Genomic DNA, 20,744 nt, shown 5'->3' with positions numbered 1-20,744 from the left:
GGAACTATGGTGGGAGCGAGCCTGCTCGCGAAGGTCGTTCGCGAGCAGGCTGCAACTGGTCACGTTCCAGGTTTAGAACTTCCAGCTGACCGACGCCGTCACGTTGCGCGGTGCACCGTAGTTGCTCTGGCCGTATCGAACGCTTTGCAGGTACTTCTCGTTGGTCAGGTTGTCGAGGTTGAGCTGGGTGCTCCAGTGCGGATCAATGTCATAGCTGGTCATCAGGCCCACCAGCGCATAAGCGGCCTGGTTCGCGGCCGGAGCGTCGTCGTTCTCGATTTTGCTCTGCCATTTGAGGCTGCCACCCACTTTGACCTTAGGCGCCATCGGCAACCTGTAGGTCATGGATGAGGTCAGTGCATTGCGCGGGATAAATTTGCGCCCGCGGTTGTTGTCGGCATCGGTTATGTAGACATAGGTGTAGCCGCCGCTGATTTGCAGACCTGGTGCCAGTTCCCCCGAGGCTTCGAGTTCCAGGCCGCTGCTTTTATACGACATGCCGTCATACAGGTAACCGCCCAGGGCAGAGTCAAAGCCAACATAAGTGGCGACGTTGTCCTGCTTGGTGTGGAACACCGCAGCCGAAACGTCCAGTCGCTTGTCCAGCAGGTGCCCCTTAATGCCGGCCTCGTAGCTTTTGCCTTCCAGGGGTTCCAGTACCTGGCCCTGAGTGTTGAGGTAGTACTGCGGATTGAAGATTTTGGTGTAGCTGGCATACAGCGAGTATTTCGGCGTGAGGTCGTAGACCACGCCTGCGTACGGCGTGATCTTGCCATGAACCCTTACGTCGCGGCGCGAGCCGTAGTTGTCACCGTCGCTGTCGGCACTGAGCATGCGCGCACCGGTGATCAGGTGCAGGTCGTCGGTCAGGCTGAAACGGGCGCCGGCATAGAGGCTTTTCTGGCGGTCGGTATAGTTCGATGTCGCGTCTGCAAGGGCAGTATTGCTGTAAGTGGGCTTGGGGATGGAACCATTGAGGGCGTCTTCCAGCGACACCGGGGTGTAATATGACGAGGTGCCGTACAGCGACGTTTCATGGGTGCGTGAGCGCGCCACATTGGCGCCGAACGTCAGTTGGTGTTCGCGACCGCCCAGGCTGAAAGGGCCGCTGAACGAAAGGTCGCCATCCAGCTCGCGGGTTTTGCCCTTGTAGTTGGAGGCCAGGCCCGTGTAACCGGTAGCCGAGGCTTTATCGCCATAAATGTAGAACATGTCGGTGTCTTCGCGGTGCTCCATGGCGGTCAGGGTCAGCGTCGACTTCCAGTCATTGGCGAAACTGTGCTGCCACTCGGCAAAGGCGCGGGTGGTACGTACGTCCCAGTACACCCAGGGCTGGGCAATGTTGGAGCGGGTGCTGCTGTAGTGCAACGCATTGCCGTTGCTGTCGGTCAATGGCAATGCCCCCCAACTGGCACCGTTGGCGTCGCTCTTCTGGTCTTCGTAACCCACGGTCAGGGTGTCGTCGTCGGTCAGGTCGAAGGCCAGCATGCCACTGAAAATGTTCTTTTCCCGGGAGTAACGATCCAGATAGGAATTGCCCACTTCGTTGGCATAGATCACTCGCCCGCGCACATTGCCTGAGTCCGTCAGCGGCCCGGACACATCCAGGTCGACGCGGCGCTTGTCCCAGGACCCGGCGCTGACGCTGACCTTGGCTTCAGGTTCATACGTGGGCCGTTTGCGGATGAAATTAACCGTGGCCGAAGGGTTGCCGGTGCCCGTCATCAGGCCGTTGGCACCGTGCAGAATATCGACTTGCTCATAGGGGGCCGTGTCGATATCGCCCACCAGTACACCGCCAGTCAGCCCCATGCCCATGCCGTCGTACTGGAAATTGGTGATATCAAAACCGCGGGCGGTGAAGTAGGTGCGGTCGGTCTCGACCTTTTGCACGTTCACCCCCGGAGTACTCTCCAGCACATCGCGAATGCTGTTGAGTTTGAAGTCATCCAGTTGTTCACGCTTGATGCTGGTAATGCCCTGTGGCGTTTGACCTGCCGTGAGGTTCAACCGTGTAGTCGTTGCATTCGGCTTGGCCTGATAACCCTGTGGCGCTTCATCGCTGTCGGCCGTGGAGGTGATGCTTGTGGACGGTAGATTCAGGGTGTTTTCATCGGCCAGGGCGTGATTGAAAATACCCAGGGCAACCAGCGTGAGTGCTGACGTGGGGAGGGTGAACAGTGGGCGCATGATCTGCGAATACTCCGGACTGGAACTGCGTAAACGAGAATTGGTTACAAAGTTTTACATCTACACCAATGATAATCAATTCTATTTACCAATCTTTACTATTCGCATTCACGAGCCCGCACGGCTTACCGTTTTCGGTTGCAGAATGGCTACGGGCAGATTTTGTAGCCGCTGACGAGAAACGAAGGCTGCGACCGGTTGGTGCGCCACTGCGACGTAGAGATCGCAAATCCTGATATCCGGTTTTAACTGGCTCACCGCCATTTCTGGATTTACGACTGCTTCGAAGCCGGACGCAGCCTCGTTCTACTCGTCAGCGGCTACAAGGGGCTGTGGCAGGACTCTTTGGCTGCTGACATACGGCCTAGAAATCCCAGCGGGTATTGAGCATCACGTTGCGCGGGTCGCCGTAATAGGCGGTGTTATAGAAGCCGATGTTGGTGTAGTACAGCTTGTCGAACAGGTTATTGACGTTGAGTGTGGTGGACAGGTGCTCGTTGACTTGATAGCGGGCCATCGCATCGACCAGCCAGTAGGCATCCTGGCTAAAGTCCTGGTACTGGTCCCTGGCGCGGTTGTAGATGTTCTGCCAGCTGCGGCTCTGCCACCGCGCACCGCCGCCGATGGTCAAACGGTCCAGCGGCCCCTTGAATTTGTAGGTGGTGTAAACGCTCAATTGGTCCTCAGGCTCCCAGGTGGAGATTTTTTTATCTTCGCTGTCGCGAATGATTTTGTGGGTAAAACCTGCCTGCGCTTGCCAGCCCGGTGCCAGTTCACCGGACATTTCGGCTTCGAAGCCCTTGGCCTTGGCTTTGGTGCCGATCGACGCATAAAGAATCGACGGGTTGGTCGGGTCCGCGTTGTATTCGGCATCCGGCTCGGCACGGTTGGTTTCATGCACCTCGAAGTAGGCCAGGCTGGTGTTCAGCCTGCCACCATAGAACTCGCCCTTGATCCCCACTTCGTAGTTTTTGCCTTCATCCGGCTCAAGCACTTTGTTGTTGCGATCACGGTTGTAGGTCTGCGGCATGAAGATGTCGGTGTAGCTGGCATACGCCGTGAAGTTGTCGTTCAGGTCGTAGGTGGCCCCCACATATGGCACCAGACGGCCAGTTTCGGTGGTGTCGTAATCGCCAGTCAGCCAGTAGTTGGCGACCCGTGTACCGAGCAACAGGTTCAGCTCATCGGTCAGGTTGAAGCGGGCGCTGAGGTAGCCTGCGGTTTGTCGCGTGGTGGTGTCATTGTATTGGGTCGGTGCGCCCCAGTTCGGCTCAGTGGTCTTGCCATCGAAGTTCCAGAAATCAACCACGTTGGCACTTAAAAAGGTCGGGTTGCCGTAGTCCTTGCCTCGCCAGTGGGCGCTGGACGCTGAGGCACCGATGACCAGTTCATGTTCGCGGCCGGCCAGGCTGAAGGGGCCGCTGAAGTAGGCGTCGGCAGCATCAGTGCGGGTGTTGCCGGTAAATTTGTTGGCATAGATCGATGACAGGCCGGTGGCGGGAGAGGGGCCGCTCATGACCGAGCCCAGGGGTGCATCGTAGCTGTTGACCTGATGGGTGAGCTGCGCCTTGCCGACCCAGGCGTTGGCGAAGCTGTGCTCCAGAGTGGCGAATACGCTCTGGGTGGTCTGCTCCCAGCGGCTCCAGTTGGCACCATTGTTATACGAGCGCTTTACATCGATAGGTTCGCCCGTGCGGTCGAATAATGGGCGACTGCCTGACCAGCCCGAGGCATGAGGGTCGTTGTTCTGATAGTCGAAGCCCACGGTCAGCAGGGTGTCATCGCTCAGATCGGCTTCCAGGGTACCGAAATAGACACCGGTCTTGCGCTCGTAACGTTCCATGAACGAGTTTTTGTCCTGATAGGCCGCCACGGCGCGGCCGCGCACGTTGCCGCTGTCGGTGAGCGGGCCGCTGACGTCGACTTGGGTGCGGTAATTGTCCCAGCTGCCAGCCCCTACCTCGACGCTGGCCTTGAAGTCGCGGGTCGGCTTTTTGCGGATCAGGTTGATCGTCGCACCGGGCGCGCCGGCACCGGTCAGCAGGCCGGTTGCTCCCTTGAGGATTTCCACCCGGTCATAGATGGCCATGTCGCTCAGGGTTTGCCCCGACGAGTACGCCGAGTTGCGCAGGGTGGGAATGCCGTCGTACTGGAAGTTCTCGACTGAGAAACCGCGGGCGTAGTAATTGGTGCGTTCGCTGTCAAAAGTCGACACGGTGATCCCCGGGGTGTGGCGCATCACTTCGTCGATGGAGTTGAGGCCAAAATCATCCATGTGCTGACGGGTAATCACCGTGATCGACTGCGGTGTTTCACGTGGCGAGAGCACCATGCGGGTGGCCGTGGCGATGGTGCCGGGGGTGTATGAGCCGCTGCCTTCGGTGATGGTGCCGAGCTGGTTTGACATGACCTGAGTGGCCTGCAACTCCAGTTGCCCGTTGTTCTGGGTCGGTCGTGCAATAACCCTGAAACCGTCGCCTTCGCTCACCGCTTGCAGGCCCAGCGGCTCAAGGAGTCGCTGCAGGCCTTCGCTGACGGCAAAGTTGCCGCTTAAACCGCTGCTGTGGATGCCGGTGGTCAGCGTCGAATCAACGGCGATCATCACGCCCGATTGCTGGCCAAAGCTGCCTAATACCGAGTCCAGATTGCCCGCAGCGATGTGGTAGGCGTGCTCGTCGCCCGTTGCTGCGAATGCTGGGTGGCTGGCCGTGGCGATGGATAAACCGAGTACAACGGTGCGCAATGCACCGGCAAGGGGGGTAAGTGGGCTGTGCATAAAGACTGTCCATGTGTGAAAAGGGTCGGCATTGCGCTGTTAATCAGCGTCTTCCCTGAACTTGATGCACCAGATGAAAAAAACTGCCGCCTGTACTGAAAATAAATGTTCTTCAGGCGGCGACCACGTTGGCCCAGTAGCCAAACACACGCTGCACACGAATCGGCAGCACGCGGGCAAGCAGGTCAAGGCTGGCATCCGGACGGTCGATGGAGAACGAGCCCGATACCTGTAATGCGGCCACTGCCGGGTCGCAGCGCACCACGCCTGGACGATAGCGGTTGAGTTGGGCAATGACCTGGGACAACGGCATGCGTTCGGCGATCAACAGGCCGTTGACCCAGGCATCGGCTCCGGTCATGACCTGGCCACGAGGTCCGGCAGCGCTGCTGTCAAACGTCACCTGTTGACCGGCACCAAGGCTGAAGCTGTCGCCCCATGCCAGCTCGATCGACGCGCTGCCGGTCAAAACTTGCACTCGTGTGCCATCGACTCCGGGCAGGTTCTGACTGATCACTAATCGTGAGTAGCCCGTGGGCTGCACCCGGCCGTAGGCGGTGCTCAGGCTGATGTTGGCCCCGGTGATCAGTACACGGCCCAGGTTCAGCGTCAGGTCGGTAGCCGAGCCCGTGGTCCGGGCATCGAGGGCGGTATGGGTGTCCAGTGTCAGATCGGTATTCTGGGCCAGCGACACCTGCCTGCGTTCACCGGTCGCGGTGCGGTAGTCACTGAACAGCTCTGGCAGCAGTATCCGCTCACGAACGCTGTAGCCCGTGGCCAGCGCCACTCCTAGACCGGCAAAGCCCTTGAGCAGGGTGCGTCGAGAAGTGACGTTGCGTGAGCGCAACAAGGTGCGCGCTCCTGCGGCGGGGAGCATGCGGGTGCTGTCGCGAAAATCGGCGTTTAGCCCGGTTAACCGCAGCCAGGCCATTTCATGCTGCGGGGATTGCGTGCGCCAATGCTGGCAGGCCTGACGTTCGGCTTCGGTACTGACTCCCGATTGCACAATGACCATCCACTGCAGGGCCTGCTCGACCACGTCCTGGTCCAGGCGCTGAGCGTTGCCGGGCTCGAACAGGCTCACCCGGTGTAGACCGCGCTATAGCAGTGACGATAAGCCTTGAGCATGGCTTTTTGTACGACGTTGACTGTCAGGCCCATGCGCGCGGCAATTTGCGGGTAGGTCAGTCCGTCCAGTTGCGACAGCAGGAAGATTTCCCGCACTTTGGCGCCCAGGCCATCGAGAACCTGGCCGACAGCGTCCAGTGCTTCAAGCACCAGCAGGCGCGCCTCCGGGGAAGGCATATGCTCTGGCTCAAGGGTCGCCAGCGACTCCATGTACGCCCGCTCCAGTGCCTGACGGCGGAAATACTGGCCGCACAGGCGGCTGGCAATGGTCGTCAGATAGGCTCGCGGTTCTCGTAACACCGGTTGCGTGTCAGTGCGCAGCATCCGCAAAAAGGTGTCCTGGGCCAGATCCAGCGCCTGCTCATGATTGCCCAGTTTGCGGCGCAGCAACTGCACCACCCAGCCATGGTGTTGAACGTAGAGTTCACCCAAGGCACAGCGTGTGGAAGAAGAGGACGTGAGCATCGATTGCAATTCCAGAGCAGACACTGACAAGGATCGCAATGATAGCGCTTCTCATTAACGCATGCTCGGGAATGTTGCCTGGTGTTTCCAATGACGGGCTGAACCCCTGTAACCGCAGCCTCGCCCAGCTTGTCAGGGTTACAGGGGCTACAGATCGGCTTATTTGTCGGTCAGGATCTTGGGGTTGGAATTGCCCCACACCGTATACAGGTCGGCAAGCAGTGCGCCGTTGATGTCTTCAACTTCTGCCTGGGTGATTTCGGCTTTGCCTTGATGCCCGAACAGCACCACTTCATCGCCACTCTTCACATCCGGCGCGTCGGTGACGTCGACCATCAGGGTGTTCATCGAGACCTTGCCCACCACGGGCACACGGTGCCCGTTGATCAGCACGATGCCTTTGTTGGTGAAGGCGCGACGGTAGCCGTCGGAATAACCAACGGTGATGTTGGCCAGTTTCGAGTCGCGGCCCAGGGTGTAGGTGCGGTCGTAACCGACGGTGTTGCCCTTGGGGTAGCGGTTGACCGAGGCCACGTGGGATTTGAATTGCATCACGCGCTTGTAGTCGGTGTGGGACGGCACGGTATCACCGAACAGCGCGCCGCCAGGGCGGACCATGTCCAGGTGCGACTCTGGCACTTCAAGGGTGGCGAACGAGTTGGCCGCGTGCAGGGTGATTTTGCTGCGATCCAGTTGAGCCGTGTCGATCAACCATTGGGCTTGCTGGTTGAACGCCTTGAGACCGGCGCGCACGTCATCGGCATCCTCGACTGCGAAGTGGGTCATGATCGCCCGCACTTCAAGGTTCGGTACCTTGGTGATAGCCACTGCATCGCGACGGCCTTCAGCCGTGGTCATTTCAACACCGTTACGGCTCATGCCACTTGAGTTAAGACCCAGGTGAACCACCAGCGGACGACCGTGTTGTTCGGCGATCAGGCTGGCTTTGACGGCGAAATCGAGGTTACCCACCAATTCTTCCATGTTGTACGGCAATGCTGCTTCCAGCTCGCTCAGTGCCGCCGTGCGCACGCGGATCAGTTGGCCCTTGAAGCCGCTTTCACGCACTACACGTGCTTCTTCATTACTTGCAACACCGACGCAAGGCACACCCATGGCGATGATCGACGGCATCAGCAGGCCAATCCCGTGGCCGTAGGCATCAGCCTTGAGCACTGCGCAGATTTTCGACTTGCCGGCGAGGGTGGTTTGCAGCACGCGGATGTTGTTTTCGAACGCGGCCTTGTTGATCTCGACCCAGGCATTGCTGTCCTGTGTACTGACGCGGGCGACGCCGTCGGCCATCGACAGTGGCGGTGCAGCGAAGGCCGGGTTTTGCAGTAAAGCCATGCCCAAAGAGAGGGCAAGAAGGGTACGGGTGAAGGGCATTTTCAGAGTTTCCATACGTTTTTTTTATGGGGCGGGGAGTGATGCGCGGCCATACTAGAATCGGCCTGTAGGAAATGTCACTCCCTGGGCCGCGGATCTGTCTGAAAGTGTCGTGTCAGGCTTATCGGCGCCACGCCCACCCCCGCGTGTTGCTGATTTGCGACCGCTTCGCGATCGAACGTAGCCTCGTTCTACTCGTCAACTGCTACGGAGCGGTATGAGTTCTTCAAAAGCACTAAACCCGTTAGGTCTGCCAGTTGCGAGCCAACATGGCGTAGATATAACGGCTGGTCCATTCGCCGTTGACCCACATGTTTTCAATAAGACAACCCTCCTGTTTCCATCCCAGTTTGCTGAACAGAGTATATGAGCCGGTATTGCGGATATCGATGGACGCAAACAAGCGATGCAAATCGTAGCGTTTGAAAGCCACACCAATCAGCGCCGTCAGCGCTTCCGATGCGATGCCTTGCCGGTGAAACGACGGGGCGAAAATGCAACCGATCTCTGCCTGTCGGGACGCCTTGCAGGTCAGTCGAATCATCACTTCACCGGTCAGGATTCCTTCCGGATGTTTGATTACGGCCCAACGGATTTCATCTCCGTCATGTTCAGCCTGGGGGTTCAAGGCGCGCTCGAAGCGCTCCCGGATGGCCTGTGGGTCAGGTTGCACTTTAAACAGGTAGCGGTAGGTTTCAGGCAGTGAGTGATAGCCCATAAAAGCCGGGAAGTCTTGCTCCGTGAAGGGTCTGAGCAAGAGGCGGCGGGTGTAAACCTGAGGCATTTCCGGTGTCTCGGTCATAGCGTCTCCGTGAGTCGTTTTTTGTTGTTGTGGTGCATCGGATTTGACCTCCATCCGCAAACAGCAAGCCCGCATGGCCGGGTGTTTACCCCAGCGTCCCGACAATATTGACGCTGACGTTCTCCGGGATTTCGTTCTGCGACAGCACATGCAACCCCGGGCTGAATACCCGCGCATAGCGCGCCAGCAACGGACGCAGTTGCGGCATGACCGTCAGCACCGGTGGATGACCGTCCTTGCGCAGTTTTTCCTTGACCACCGGCATGGCGTTTTGCAGTTGGTTGAGCAGGTTGGGCTCCACGGGAATGTTGTCCAGACTCACCGGGCCCGCTTGCTGAGCAATGCTCAAGGCCCCCAGCAGGGTGTTTTCCAGGGCATTGTCGAGCACGAACACACTGACTTCATCGCGTCGCCCGGTAATGCTCGAGACGATGTTGCGGCGCAAGGCATAGCGCACATCGGAAGCCAGCAGGACCGGGTCTTTGGTGCTTTCGCTGCTTTCCACCAGTGCCGTGGCCACGGTGACGATGTCGCGCAACGAGATGTTCTCCACCAGCAACTGGCGGTACACCCGGTGCTGCTGGGTATAGGACAGCTGGGCCTTGAGGTTCTCGGTCAGTTTGGGCGCCAGTTCGGTCAGGCGTTGCATCAGGTTGTCGACGTCATCGTGCTTGAAGATGTCCGCCAGGTTGTCGCGGATCACCTTGTTCAGGTGCGTGGCAATCACTCCGGCACAGTCAACCACTTGATAACCCAGGTTCAGGGCCCGGCTCTTGTCGACCGGCTTGATCCATACCACCGGCATTTTGTAGGCCGGGTCGATGCCCAGGATCCCGTCCACTTCGCCATACAGGTCGGCCGAAGGGATGGCCATCAGGTGATCGGCATGGATTTCGGCGCCTTCGATCTGCTCGCCGTTGATATGGATGGAGTAGTGCGCCGCCATGAGCCGCAGGCTGTCGCGGATCTGGATTTCGGGCAGCAGGAAACCCAGGTTTTCCGATAGGGTCTGGCGTAAACCGCGCACGCGTTGTGTCAGGGGCGCGCCCGCCGCTACATTGACCAGCCCCACCAGTTTGTAGCCCAGTGACACCGAAAGCCGTTCCACGTGGGGGATGTCATCCCACGCCAGGCTTTGGCTGCGCTCGTTTTGCATGGCCGCGCTGAGTGCGCTGACCGCTTCAAGTTCAACGGCCTCGGCCGGTGGCTGAAAGCGCGAGACGCTCCAGGCCACGCCACCGACAACCGCGGCAAAACCCAGGAATGCGATATGCGGCATGCCGGGCACCAGGCCCAGTACCAGCAGGATCCCGGCCACGGTGTAGAGCAGGCTCGGCGATGCCAGCAACTGGCGGCGCACCTGGGTGGTGATTTCGGCGGATTCGTTGATCCGCGTCACGATCAAAGCCGCGGCGGTGGACAGCAACAGCGCAGGGATCTGGGCCACCAGACCGTCACCGATAGTTAGCAGGGCGTATTGCTTAAAGGCCAGCCCGGCCGGCAAGTCGTACACAAACAGGCCGATGGCGAAACCACCGAACAGGTTGATGATCAGGATCAGGATCCCGGCAATCGCATCGCCGCGCACAAACTTCGACGCACCGTCCATGGCGCCGTAAAAGTTGGCTTCTTTGGAGATGGTCTGGCGCCTCTGCTTGGCCTGATCCTGGGTGATCAGGCCGGCATTGAGGTCGGCATCGATGGCCATCTGTTTGCCGGGCAGGGCATCCAGGGTGAAGCGCGCCGTCACCTCGGAAATCCGCTCGCCGCCCTTGGTGACTACCATGAAGTTGATGATCATCAGGATCACGAACACGATCATCCCGACGATAAAGTTGCCGCCGATCACCACTTCACCGAACGACTCGATGACCTTGCCCGCGGCCCCCGTGCCGTTATGGCCTTCGAGCAGCACGATCCGGGTCGAGGCCACGTTCAGGGTCAGGCGCAGCAGGGTGGTGATCAGGATCACCGTGGGGAACAGGGAAAAGTCCAGCGGGCTTTTCGACGACACGCTGACCATCAGCACCAGCACGGCCATGGCGATGTTGAAGGTGAACAGAATATCCAGCAGCAACGGCGGCAAGGGCAGAATGATCATCGCCAGGATCGACAGAATCACCAGCGGGATCCCGATCCGGCCACTGCGCAGCGTCGGGAGGAGGTTGTGCAATACGTTCATGTTTATGCCTTGTTCGCCATGCTTTCGGGTATCGGTAGGTTGTCCGGCAACTGCGGCTTGACCCGCATACCGCTCTTGTATGCCTTGAGTTGCAGGATGTAGGTCAGCACATGGGCGACGGCTGCATACAGCGGCGCCGGGATCTGCTGGTTGACCTGGGTGGTGAAGTAAATGGCCCGGGCCAGGGGCGGTATCTCAAGCACTTCGAGCTTGTGGGCGATGGCCATTTTGCGGATATACAGGGCCATGTCATCGACGCCCTTGGCGATCACGAAGGGCGCCTGGGCCTTGTTGGTGTCGTACTTGATGGCCACGGCGTAGTGCTGCGGGTTGACGATCACAGCATCGGCGTCCTGGATCACCTTGCTGATCTGGCGCTGGGAAATCTGGCGCTGGATCTGCTTGATCCGGGCCTTGACCTCGGGGCGTCCTTCCTGGTTTTTATGCTCTTCCTTGCGTTCCTGTTTGGTCATGCGCAGTTTTTTCAGGAAGAAGTAGCGCTGGATCGGAATGTCGATGGCTGCAAACACCACAAATATGCCCATCAGCGCGATCAGGATGTTGAACGTCATGTTGAACGCCGTACCGATGGCCGTGGGCAGGCTGGTGCGCTGCAAGGCGATCAGTTGAGGGACAGCGTCGCTGATTAACATCCAGGCCACACCGATCAGTACGGCAATTTTGGCCATCGACTTGAACAGTTCGACCCAGTTCTGTTTCGAGACGATGCGCCCCAGGCCCGTGATCGGGTTGAGCTTGCTGAATTTGGGGTAGAAGTTCTTGGCCACAAACACCCAGCCCCCCGGGATCAGTGAAAACACCACCACCAGAATGCTGGTGAGCAGCAGGGGGGCGAGTATCTTCACGAACAGGGCCATGTTGTGGCTCAGAATCAGGCCCAGATCCTCCTGGGTGATTTCGCTGGAATGAAAGTTCAGGAACGAGATCCGGAAGCTTTCCTCAAGGCCGTGGTAATAGCTGGAAAACACCATTTTGAGGATCAACAGGGTGGCAATCAGCGACACGGTGGTGGACAGGTCCTTGGAACGGGTGACCTCACCGTCTTCGCGACTTTTGCGCAGCTTCTGGGGCGTGGCGTCTTCGGTTTTTTCCTGGGCGCTGTTGTTAGACATCCGGCCCTCCTTCGAGCATGGCACCGATGTTGTCCAGCAGGTCGCGGGTCAGGTGCAGGTAGTTTTCCGGCAGGTTGGGCAAGGTCATGTAGATGCACAGCAGGCCCACCAGAATGGTGATCGGGAACCCCAGGGAAAACAGGTTCATCGAAGGTGAAATACGGTTGAGCAGGCCAAAGCAGAACTGCACCAGCACTACGCAGAACACCATGGGCAGGGTCAGCAGCACGGCGGCGCTGAATACCCAGGCGACGGCCTGGATGAACACGGTGTAGCTCTGGTAGTTGAGCCCGCTGCCAACGGGCCAGTGGCTGAAGCTTTTGAACAGTACGCTAAGGGTCACCAGGTGCCCGTCGATGGACAAAAACAAGAACGCCAGCAACACGAAATACAGCTGGTAAACGATCGATGACGACGACACCCCGTTGACCGGATCGTTGTAGCGCGCCATCGTCATGCCCATCTGCGCCGACACGACTTCGCCGACCACGCTGAACACGGTGAACACCAGTTGCAGGCACAGCCCCAGGATCAGGCCGAAGGCGATCTGTTCAAGGGCCAGCAGCGCACCCTGGGCCGACAGCGGGTTGACATCCGGTACCGGGGGCAGGGCGCCGCCAATGGCTGCGGTGACCACCAGGGCCAGCAGTACCCGGACCTTCTTCGACATGGCCTTGTGGTTGAACAGCGGGGCCATGCTGAACACTGCCAGCAGCCGGCAAAACGGCCACCAGTAGCCTTGCAGTGTGTGCAAGTACTGGGTGGCGTTCATCAGGGGTTCGGTCGCGTTCATCGGTTCAGCCCACCAGGGACCCGGCGATTTTGAAGGTTTCGATAAACAGGTCACTGAGTTTGCGCAAGATCCAGTGGCCGGCAAACATCAACATGCCCAGGGTGATCAGCAGGCGCGGCAGAAAGCTGAGCATCTGTTCGTTGATCTGGGTCGCGGCCTGAAACACGCTCACCAGCAGGCCACCGAGCAGGCTGGGCACCACCAGTACGCAGACAATCAGGCCCGTGACCAATACGGCGTGGCCCACCAGGCCCACGGCGACTTCGGGAGTCATCATCACGAACCTCCAAAGGGCTGGATGCTGCTGGCCAGAGTGCCCATCAACAAGGCCCAGCCGTCCACCAACACAAACACCATGAGCTTGAAGGGCAGTGAGATCATCATGGGTGACAGCATCATCATGCCCATTGCCATCAAGACACTGGCGACCACCAGGTCAATCACCAGAAAGGGCAGAAAGATCATGAACCCCAGCTGGAACGCAGCTTTCACCTCACTGAGCACAAAAGACGGCAGCAGCAGGGAGAAGTCGAGATCTTCAAGGTTCTCGGGCAATGTTTCGTTGGCCAGCGCCACCATGGTCTCCAGCGAGGCCTTGTTGGTTTGTGCGAGCATAAAACCGCTGATGCTCTTTTTGGCCACGTCCAGGCCCTGATCCATGGTGATCTGATCGTTCTGGAAAGGCTGGTAGGCATCCTGGTAGACCTCTTGCCACACCGGGCGCATAACCAGCATGGTCAGGCACAGCGCGATGCCGATCAGTATCTGGTTGGGCGGGCTCTGCTGCAGGCCCAGGGCCTGGCGCAAGATGGCCAGCACGATGATGAAGCGCGTAAAGCTGGTCATCATCATCAACATGGCCGGCAAGAAACCCAGCATCGTCATCATCACCAGGATTTGCAGCTTGATGCTCAGTTCCTGGCCGTTTTCACCGTCATTGAGGCTAAACAGCGAGATCTCGCCGTTGGCCGCCAAGGCCCATTGCGGCACACACGCCACGAGCGCGACCAACATGCAGAAAACGGCTGGCTTGATCAGTTTCATAACGCCAGGTCACTCAGGCTGGAACCGCTGAGTTCCACAATGCGCAGGCCGTAGTTGCCATGCACCACAACCACTTCGGCTTTGGCAAACAGGGCGCCGTTGACCTTGACGTCCAGCGGCGCGCCAGCCAGTTTGTCCAGGGCAATCACACTGCTGGCATTAACGTCCATCAGCTCGCGCAGGGAAATTTCGGTTGAAGCCACTTCCAGGGTGACGGTGACCGGGATCTTGCCGAAAAACTTCAAGTCCTGTTGTGGCAGGGGAGCGGCTTCGGGGGGGCTGGCCTCTGGCGCAAGGTCCTCGTCAAAGGCGGGCAGCGTGTCATTGAGAAGGTGGTCGAAGTCGGAATCGGAAATGGAGTTGTTCATTGGCTGTTAACACTGTCCAGAGAGGTTAAAAACAAGGCGCCGTCATCTTCGGAAATGGCCCCGTGAAACAGTTTTTGCTGCTTGATATGAACTTCACAGCGGTCCAGCAAACGCACCATCAGGATGTCGTCCACTTGCAACGCAAGCACATTGCTCAGTGGCAATAGTGTCCGGGCCAGCACGCAGTCCAGGTGTACCGGCAGTTCGACGATGCGGTACCCGGCGCCCTCGGCCTGGGGCAAGGGTTGATCGTCGCTCAGGCGGCGGGTCAGCTCATCGACGGCCTGGGCATCCAGAGACAGGAACACCGACGACACCCACTGGGTGGCGGTGCTGCAAAACACGAACTCGATGCAGTAGGCCCAGTGAATCTCTTCATAGGTGCTCACCGAACTGTTGATCGTGCCCAGCGGGACATCCCCCATCAGAATGCGTGCGCAAATGGTCGACACATCGACACCCAGCCGCGTCCGCATGCGGTGTTCCGACGAACTGACCGGCGGCTCATCCTGGGCGGGGGGCGTGGATCCACCGTAGTAACTTTCCAGCAACTCGCTTAATAACGGGCGGTCGATACTGAAACCGATTTTGCCGATAGCGGTCATGAACCTGCATTGCGGGTCCGGTTGTTGTGTTTCATGGACAACCACTTCGCACAGGTCACTGTTGATTCGATAGGTACTTAAAAAATAATCGCTCAGTGCCTTCGGGTATTTACCGGCCAGCTCTTTTATATAAATAGGTACTTTGTGATAGTACCGGCCCAGTTTCTCGGGCTTTAAAAACAACAGGTCGTCTGCAGGCACCTGATGTTGGACTTTTCTATAACCAGTCATAGTGAAAAGATCGTTCCTGGAAGTTGTAGCGCGCATCCTTTTGTATCTCGTGCCTGCCGGGGGGCAGGTGATTCGTTTCCTGGAATCGAGAAGCAGACCTCCACTGCCTGCTGGGGTCGGGGAGCGCCTGGCTGGTGGCGAGTATAGGAATCCGCCTTAAAATTCCTAAATCAAAAACTGTCAAATCGGCGTTTGACAGGGATCATGGCGATTTGATGGTTAATGATTTCAGTTTTGTCGCGGCCTTGCCTACAGTTCGACCGGTCACAGGAACGTGAGTCTTTACAGGCCGCTTGAGTGCAGCCAGCACCCGAAACGAACACGCACAGGTATCGCACCGTCATGAACACTTCCCCACGCCGGGTGCCAGGGTTCATGTCGACAGACACTCGCGATCCAAACCGCAGGTATACACGGTGAGACCGGTTATTAATTCGTACAGTCATACAACTTCTGCTTTGTTTGAAACCCGCACCGAACAGCCCCCGGTTATTGTGGTGGGTCATCCGGACAATAAAGGGTATTCAATATTAGTGGACAGTTTGTCTGAACAGCGCTGCCCTGTAATCTGTGTTGAAAGTTATACCCAGTTGCACGCGCATGTGTTCAATCAAGCCCCCCTGGTGTTTGTATTTGTCAGCGGTTTTTCAGTTCAACTGCTAAATGCCGAGACTGAAAACTTCATTCGTCATGCCCGCCATATAAGTGTGGTTCCGGTCGTGGAGTACGCCGAGCAGGAACGTGCAACGGCGCTGCTTGAAAGAGGGTGCGTGGACTACCTGCTGGCGCCGTTCAGTGCCACCCAGATCAAGGCGTTGCTGCAACGCCATGCGGCGGCTGCCACTGCCCAGGAAAGCTTTGTGTCGTGTTCGGCTGCGGGGCGCCGTCTGCTGGCGATGGCCCAGCGGGTGGCCGTGACCCGCGCGCCGATCCTGATTACCGGTGAAACCGGCACCGGCAAAGAAATGATGGCGCGCTACATTCACCGTTTTGCCTCCGGCGACAATGCCCCGTTTGTGGCGGTCAATTGTGCTGCCATCCCCGAGCAGATGCTCGAATCCCTGTTGTTCGGTCATGAACGCGGCGCCTTTACCGGCGCAGTGACGGCCCAGTGCGGCAAGTTTGAAATGGCCAATGGCGGCACCTTGCTGCTGGACGAAATCGGCGAGCTGCCCCTGGGACTGCAGGCCAAACTGTTGCGCGTGTTGCAGGAACAAAAGGTGGAGCGTCTGGGCGGGCACAAGGAAATCGCCCTGGACGTACGCATTATTGCCGCGACCAACCGTGACCTGAGCGAAGAGGTGGCCCAGGGGCGCTTTCGCGCCGACCTGATGTTTCGTCTGGACGTGCTGCCTTTGCACATCAGCCCGTTGCGCGAGCGCCAGGACGATGTGCTGGCCCTTGCCCGGCGGTTTATCAGGCGCTACGCCCCCCAGGAAGATGCCGATGGCCTGCTCACCGAACAGGCCTGCCAGGCGCTCTTGCAGCATGACTGGCCGGGCAATGTGCGCGAACTGGAAAACACCCTGCAACGGGCGCTGATCCTGCGCAAAGGGCTGTTCATCCAGCCGCAGGACCTGGGGCTGGCCGCCACGGCTGCCTGCGCCAGCCCGCTGCCGCTGCTCGAAGTCGAGCCTGGTGACGGCAAGGCCGCGTTGCGGGCCACCGGCAAGTGGGCCGAGTACCAGCATGTGCTGGATACCATCCGCAAATTCGACGGCCATAAAAGTAAGGCGGCGCACAGCCTGGGCATGACCCCCCGCGCCTTGCGCTATCGACTGAGTGCCATGCGCGAACAAGGAATATCGATGCCGGCTTTCTGAGTCTGTCCGTTCACCTTCACCCGATATTCCAACCCCAGTGGAGCAATACCCATGAGTTCGATTTTGAGTGTCCAGCAAAACATGCTGGGCCAGATGGAGCAGGCCAAAGGCCTGGTGCAAAACCCGATGATCCAGCCCGCAGCCCTGTTCGAGCAAACGGCCAGCGGCGGTATCGGTACGGCGTTCGAACAGGCCATGCGCTCGGTAGACGCCCAGCAACATGTGGCGGGCAAGGCGATGGCCGCCGTCGACAGTGGCCAGAGCGATGATCTGGCCGGGGCGATGATCGAAAGTCAGAAAGCCAGTGTGGCATTCAGTGCCTTGCTGCAAGTGCGCAACAAATTGACCACGGCATTTGATGACGTGATGAGAATGCCGCTGTAACCGACCAGTGAGTGCTGAACGTGCTGCAAACAATCAACGATAAACTCAAGCCGCTGCTGGGCGGGGTCAAGCTTGATCCGCGTCTGGGGCTGGGGCTTATGGCCGGGCTGGCAGGCCTGCTGGCCCTCGCCGTGGTGTTTTACCTGTGGCGCGATCAAGGCGCCATGCGCTCGCTGTACGGTGCCGGGGAAGCGTACCCCGCCGCCGACGTGATGCAGGTGCTCGATGCCGACAAGATCGCCTATCAGCTGCACCCCCAGAGCGGGCAGATTCTGGTACGCGAAGCCGACCTGGGCCGCGCGCGCATGCTGCTCAGTGCCAAAGGCGTGCAGGTCGCCGTGCCCGCCGGGTATGACCTGTTCGACAAGGACGAGCCGCTGGGCACCAGCCAGTTTGTCCAGGACGTGCGCCTCAAGCGCAGCCTGGAAGGCGAACTGGCCCGTACCATCATGGCCCTCAAGGGTATCGACAATGCCCGGGTACACCTGGCCCTGCAGGAAAGCAGCTCGTTTGTGGTGAGCAACCGTGAGCCGGCCAAGGCTTCGGTGATGTTGCAGATGAGCCCGGGAGCCAAACTGACGCCGGAGCAGGTGGGCGCCATCGTCAACCTGGTGGCCAACAGTGTGCCCAAGCTGCAAGGCAAGGATGTGAGCGTTGTCGACCAGTACGGCGCGCTGTTGTCCCGCGGGCTCAACACCAGTGGCGCCCCGGCGCAGAGTTGGCAGTTGGTCGAGGAGTACCAGCAAAAAACCTCGGGCAATGTTGAACAGGTGCTTGCCCCCATCCTGGGCCACGGCAACTACCGAATCAGCGTCACGGCTGATATCGACTTCAGTCAGAAAGAAGAAACCGTTCAAGCTTTTGGCGACACCCCGCGCCTGCGCAATGAGGTGTTGCAGGATGAAAGCGTTCTGGACCAGTTGGCCCTGGGGGTTCCGGGTTCGCTGAGCAATCGCCCGCTGGCACCGCCCGCCAAACCGGCGCCGGGCACTACGGCCAACACCGCCAACACGACCACGACAACCGACAAGGGGGCGACGTCGATCCGCAAGGAATCCAATCGCAAGCTCGATTACGACCAGAGCGTCACCCACGTCAAATACTCGCCGTTCAGCCTGCGCAGCCAGAGCATTGCCGTGGTGTTGAACGGCACCGCCGAGGCAGATGGCGGCTGGTCGCCGCAAGCCCGCGCCGACCTGGAAACCATGCTCAAGAGCGCGGTGGGCTTTAACAGCAGTCGCGGCGACGTGCTGACCCTGAGTGTGTTCCCGTTTGCCGCTGCAGACATGTCAATCGAGCAACCGCTGTGGTGGCAGGACGACAAGCTGCATGAGCTGGTCAAAATAGGGCTGTTTGGCCTGATCAGCCTGTTGTTGCTGCTGATGGTGGTGCGCCCGGCACTGTCTCGCCTTATGGGTCGCAAGGAGCAGGGGCTGGTGCCGATGGCCGATGCCGAGCTGGCACTGGGCAATGAGCATGCCTTGACGAAGATCGCCGAGAGCAATGAGGACTCAGGCCGGGTGTCGGTACTGGGCGGATTGAATCCGCTGTCTGAAATTTGTCTCCCGGCACCGGGCTCGGGACTGGAACTGCAAATCGAGCATTTGCAGATGTTGGCTAAAAACGACCCCGAACGCGTGTCGGAAGTGATCAAACAGTGGATAGGCCGCAATGAAAACCATCTCAACACCTCCCTCTGATGCCCTGCAGGGAGTTAATGCCCGTACGGCGCAGAGCCGCACCATGAACTCCCTTGAGCAAGCCTCGATCCTGATGCTGAGTATGGGTGACAGTGTTTCGGCAGGGGTGCTGCGTCACTTTTCACGTGAGGAAATCGTGCTGATCAGCCAGGCAATGGCGCGCCTGAGCAACGTCAAGCAGCCGATGGTTTCCGAGGTGATAAGCCGCTTTTTCGACGATTACAAAGAGCAAAGCAGCATCAAGGGCGCTTCACGCAGCTACCTGTCGGGCATGCTGGGCAAGGCCTTGGGCAGTGACATTACCCGTAGCCTGCTGGACAGCATCTACGGCGAGGAAATCCGCGCCAAGATGGTCAAGCTCGAATGGGTCGACCCCAAGCAGTTCGCCACGCTGATTGCCAAGGAGCATGCGCAGATGCAAGCGGTGTTCCTGGCCTTCCTGCCTCCGGGCATGGCCGGTGAAGTGCTGGAGAGCATGCCGACCTGGCGTCAGGACGAGTTGCTGTACCGCATTGCCAACCTCAGTGAGATCAACGGTGATGTGATCAAGGAGCTGGAGCAACTGATCGACCGCAGCCTGTCAGTGCTCTCGACCCAGGGTTCGCAAGTGCGCGGGGTCAAGCAGGCGGCCGACATCCTCAATCGTTACAAGGGCAACCGCGACCAGATGTTCGAGCTGTTGCGTGCCCAGGACACCTCCCTGGTGGAGCGCATTGAAGATGAGATGTATGACTTCTTTATCCTCTCGCGCCAGAGTGAGGAAGTGTTGCAGGCATTGTTGGAGGCCATCCCCCTGAGTGAGTGGGTGGTAGCGCTCAAGGGCGCGGAACCGGCCCTGGTCAAGGCGATCCAGGGCGCCATGCCCCGTCGCCAGATGCAGCAGATGGAAGCATTGAACCGTCGACAGGGCCCGGTGCCCATGAGCCGGGTCGAGCAGGTACGCAAAGAAATCATGGCGGTGGTGCGGGAGTTGGCAACCGAAGGCGGCCTTGCGGTACAGCTGTTCCGTGAACAGACCGTAGAGTGAGGAGTGCGCTGTGTCGATCAACGTACTGAAGGGCAAGACCCGAGACTGGCGCCCCTACCGTTTTCCACCGTTACCGGAGGCTTTGGCGCCGGAGTGGAAAAACGATCCGATTGCCCTGCAACGCGCCATCGCGGACGGCTTTCAGGAAGGCAATGAAAAGGGCTATCTGGAAGGCCTTGTCCAGGGCGAGGAGCATGGCCGCCAGCAAGGTTATGACGCTGGCCGTGAGCAGGGCTTAGAGGAAGGCCAGGAGCAGGGCCGCCAGCAGGGGCGAGCGTCTTTTGACCTGGCCAGTGCGCCGCTGGAAGCCGTCAACCGGCAACTGCAAAGCTTTTTGGCGAGCTTTGAAAACAGCCGTCGCCAGGAGCTGCTGGCCTTGGTCAAAAAGGTCTCGGAGCAAGTGATTCGCTGCGAACTGACCCTGAACCCCACCCAATTGCTGACCCTGGCGGAAGAGGCTCTGTCGACCATGCCGCTGGAGGCGGTGAATGTGCACATCAACCTGCATCCCCAGGAGTTTGCACGGATCAAGGATCTGGTGCCCGAGCGCGCCGCAAGCTGGCGGCTGGTGGCGAACGAAACGCTGGCGCTGGGGGAGTGCCGCATCGTGACGCCCCAGGCCGAAGTGGACGTGGGCTGCCAGCAGCGTCTGGATGCCTGCGTCGCGACCCTGTCCGAGCATATGAACCTGAGCGAGGAGTAAG

Annotated in this window: 18 protein-coding genes; 5 read left to right on the top strand and 13 right to left on the bottom strand. The window is 59.1% G+C overall.

Going from position 1 to position 20,744, the window contains the following annotated elements; all coding sequences use genetic code 11:
* Positions 1–72: 72 nt before the first annotated feature.
* From TU76_RS08720 to TU76_RS08660, 13 genes are all read right to left on the bottom strand, one after another.
* Positions 73–2,190, bottom strand: a complete 2,118-nt coding sequence (locus TU76_RS08720) for a TonB-dependent siderophore receptor (RefSeq protein ID WP_019825441.1) — start codon at positions 2,188–2,190, stop codon at positions 73–75.
* Between the two features lie 364 nt (positions 2,191–2,554).
* Positions 2,555–4,966: a TonB-dependent siderophore receptor gene (locus tag TU76_RS08715; RefSeq protein ID WP_019825443.1), complete on the bottom strand. Its 2,412-nt coding sequence runs from the start codon at positions 4,964–4,966 to the stop codon at positions 2,555–2,557.
* A 112-nt stretch (positions 4,967–5,078) separates the two neighbouring features.
* Positions 5,079–6,050 (bottom strand): DUF4880 domain-containing protein, encoded by a 972-nt coding sequence (locus TU76_RS08710; RefSeq protein ID WP_048351467.1) that lies wholly within the window; start codon positions 6,048–6,050, stop codon positions 5,079–5,081.
* Positions 6,047–6,559 carry a sigma-70 family RNA polymerase sigma factor gene (locus TU76_RS08705; RefSeq protein ID WP_046809038.1) on the bottom strand — a complete coding sequence of 171 codons (513 nt, stop codon included), beginning with the start codon at positions 6,557–6,559 and terminating at the stop codon, positions 6,047–6,049. The genes TU76_RS08710 and TU76_RS08705 overlap by 4 nt, the downstream gene beginning before the upstream one ends.
* 159 nt (positions 6,560–6,718) lie before the next feature.
* Complete coding sequence (alr, locus tag TU76_RS08700; protein ID WP_019825448.1) at positions 6,719–7,948, bottom strand: alanine racemase; 1,230 nt, start codon at positions 7,946–7,948, stop codon at positions 6,719–6,721.
* Positions 7,949–8,192: 244 nt separating this feature from the next.
* Positions 8,193–8,750: a GNAT family N-acetyltransferase gene (locus TU76_RS08695; protein ID WP_048654681.1), complete on the bottom strand. Its 558-nt coding sequence runs from the start codon at positions 8,748–8,750 to the stop codon at positions 8,193–8,195.
* 85 nt (positions 8,751–8,835) lie between these two features.
* Complete coding sequence (locus TU76_RS08690) at positions 8,836–10,932, bottom strand: flagellar biosynthesis protein FlhA (protein ID WP_048351465.1); 2,097 nt, start codon at positions 10,930–10,932, stop codon at positions 8,836–8,838.
* A gap of 2 nt (positions 10,933–10,934) precedes the next feature.
* Positions 10,935–12,065, bottom strand: coding sequence for a flagellar biosynthesis protein FlhB (flhB, locus tag TU76_RS08685; protein WP_048351464.1), 1,131 nt, complete (start codon positions 12,063–12,065; stop codon positions 10,935–10,937).
* Positions 12,058–12,858 (bottom strand): flagellar biosynthetic protein FliR, encoded by an 801-nt coding sequence (gene fliR / locus TU76_RS08680; protein ID WP_019825454.1) that lies wholly within the window; start codon positions 12,856–12,858, stop codon positions 12,058–12,060. The genes flhB and fliR overlap by 8 nt, the downstream gene beginning before the upstream one ends.
* A gap of 4 nt (positions 12,859–12,862) precedes the next feature.
* Positions 12,863–13,135 carry a flagellar biosynthetic protein FliQ gene (locus tag TU76_RS08675; protein WP_019825455.1) on the bottom strand — a complete coding sequence of 91 codons (273 nt, stop codon included), beginning with the start codon at positions 13,133–13,135 and terminating at the stop codon, positions 12,863–12,865.
* Positions 13,135–13,872 carry a flagellar type III secretion system pore protein FliP gene (fliP, locus tag TU76_RS08670; RefSeq protein ID WP_231984428.1) on the bottom strand — a complete coding sequence of 246 codons (738 nt, stop codon included), beginning with the start codon at positions 13,870–13,872 and terminating at the stop codon, positions 13,135–13,137. Before fliP ends, TU76_RS08675 begins: the two co-directional genes overlap by 1 nt.
* Before the next feature lie 26 nt (positions 13,873–13,898).
* The gene (locus TU76_RS08665; protein ID WP_048351463.1) at positions 13,899–14,270 is read right to left on the bottom strand and encodes a flagellar motor switch protein FliN; all 372 of its coding nucleotides are present in this window, start codon (positions 14,268–14,270) and stop codon (positions 13,899–13,901) included.
* Complete coding sequence (locus tag TU76_RS08660) at positions 14,267–15,106, bottom strand: FliM/FliN family flagellar motor switch protein (protein ID WP_048351462.1); 840 nt, start codon at positions 15,104–15,106, stop codon at positions 14,267–14,269. Before TU76_RS08660 ends, TU76_RS08665 begins: the two co-directional genes overlap by 4 nt.
* Positions 15,107–15,522: 416 nt before the next feature.
* Here TU76_RS08660 and TU76_RS08655 point away from each other — a divergent pair, with 416 nt between their 5' ends.
* Genes TU76_RS08655 through fliH form a run of 5 tightly spaced genes read left to right on the top strand, consistent with a single transcriptional unit; the run spans position 15,523 to position 20,743 of the window.
* Entirely contained in the window at positions 15,523–16,929 is a 1,407-nt protein-coding gene (locus TU76_RS08655) for a sigma-54 dependent transcriptional regulator (protein WP_088500095.1), read from the top strand.
* A gap of 51 nt (positions 16,930–16,980) precedes the next feature.
* Positions 16,981–17,313: a flagellar hook-basal body complex protein FliE gene (gene fliE, locus TU76_RS08650; RefSeq protein ID WP_019825460.1), complete on the top strand. Its 333-nt coding sequence runs from the start codon at positions 16,981–16,983 to the stop codon at positions 17,311–17,313.
* Between the two features lie 20 nt (positions 17,314–17,333).
* On the top strand, positions 17,334–19,013 hold the full coding sequence (fliF, locus tag TU76_RS08645; RefSeq protein WP_048351516.1) for a flagellar basal-body MS-ring/collar protein FliF: 1,680 nt from the start codon (positions 17,334–17,336) through the stop codon (positions 19,011–19,013).
* A complete protein-coding gene (locus TU76_RS08640) occupies positions 18,985–20,040 on the top strand; it encodes a FliG C-terminal domain-containing protein (protein ID WP_019825462.1) in 1,056 nt (351 codons plus the stop codon). The genes fliF and TU76_RS08640 overlap by 29 nt, the downstream gene beginning before the upstream one ends.
* Positions 20,041–20,050: 10 nt before the next feature.
* Positions 20,051–20,743, top strand: a complete 693-nt coding sequence (gene fliH, locus TU76_RS08635) for a flagellar assembly protein FliH (protein WP_019825463.1) — start codon at positions 20,051–20,053, stop codon at positions 20,741–20,743.
* The last annotated feature ends 1 nt before the right edge of the window (position 20,744 follow it).

Origin of the sequence: Pseudomonas psychrophila, assembly GCF_001043005.1 — a bacterium.
Lineage (GTDB): Bacteria > Pseudomonadota > Gammaproteobacteria > Pseudomonadales > Pseudomonadaceae > Aquipseudomonas > Aquipseudomonas psychrophila.
Note: the sequence above shows the minus strand (reverse complement) of the source record. Positions and strands in the feature narration are given on the sequence as shown.

Excerpts from the sequence above, each read along its gene's own strand:
- TU76_RS08720 (WP_019825441.1), bottom strand. The coding sequence starts at position 2,190 with ATGCGCCCACTGTTCACCCTCCCCACGTCAGCACTCACGCTGGTTGCC.
- TU76_RS08715 (WP_019825443.1), bottom strand. The coding sequence starts at position 4,966 with ATGCACAGCCCACTTACCCCCCTTGCCGGTGCATTGCGCACCGTTGTA.
- TU76_RS08705 (WP_046809038.1), bottom strand. The coding sequence starts at position 6,559 with ATGCTCACGTCCTCTTCTTCCACACGCTGTGCCTTGGGTGAACTCTAC.
- alr (WP_019825448.1), bottom strand. The coding sequence starts at position 7,948 with ATGCCCTTCACCCGTACCCTTCTTGCCCTCTCTTTGGGCATGGCTTTA.
- TU76_RS08695 (WP_048654681.1), bottom strand. The coding sequence starts at position 8,750 with ATGACCGAGACACCGGAAATGCCTCAGGTTTACACCCGCCGCCTCTTG.
- TU76_RS08690 (WP_048351465.1), bottom strand. The coding sequence starts at position 10,932 with ATGAACGTATTGCACAACCTCCTCCCGACGCTGCGCAGTGGCCGGATC.
- flhB (WP_048351464.1), bottom strand. The coding sequence starts at position 12,065 with ATGTCTAACAACAGCGCCCAGGAAAAAACCGAAGACGCCACGCCCCAG.
- fliR (WP_019825454.1), bottom strand. The coding sequence starts at position 12,858 with ATGAACGCGACCGAACCCCTGATGAACGCCACCCAGTACTTGCACACA.
- TU76_RS08675 (WP_019825455.1), bottom strand. The coding sequence starts at position 13,135 with ATGATGACTCCCGAAGTCGCCGTGGGCCTGGTGGGCCACGCCGTATTG.
- fliP (WP_231984428.1), bottom strand. The coding sequence starts at position 13,872 with ATGTTGGTCGCGCTCGTGGCGTGTGTGCCGCAATGGGCCTTGGCGGCC.
- TU76_RS08665 (WP_048351463.1), bottom strand. The coding sequence starts at position 14,270 with ATGAACAACTCCATTTCCGATTCCGACTTCGACCACCTTCTCAATGAC.
- TU76_RS08660 (WP_048351462.1), bottom strand. The coding sequence starts at position 15,106 with ATGACTGGTTATAGAAAAGTCCAACATCAGGTGCCTGCAGACGACCTG.
- fliE (WP_019825460.1), top strand. The coding sequence starts at position 16,981 with ATGAGTTCGATTTTGAGTGTCCAGCAAAACATGCTGGGCCAGATGGAG.
- TU76_RS08640 (WP_019825462.1), top strand. The coding sequence starts at position 18,985 with ATGAAAACCATCTCAACACCTCCCTCTGATGCCCTGCAGGGAGTTAAT.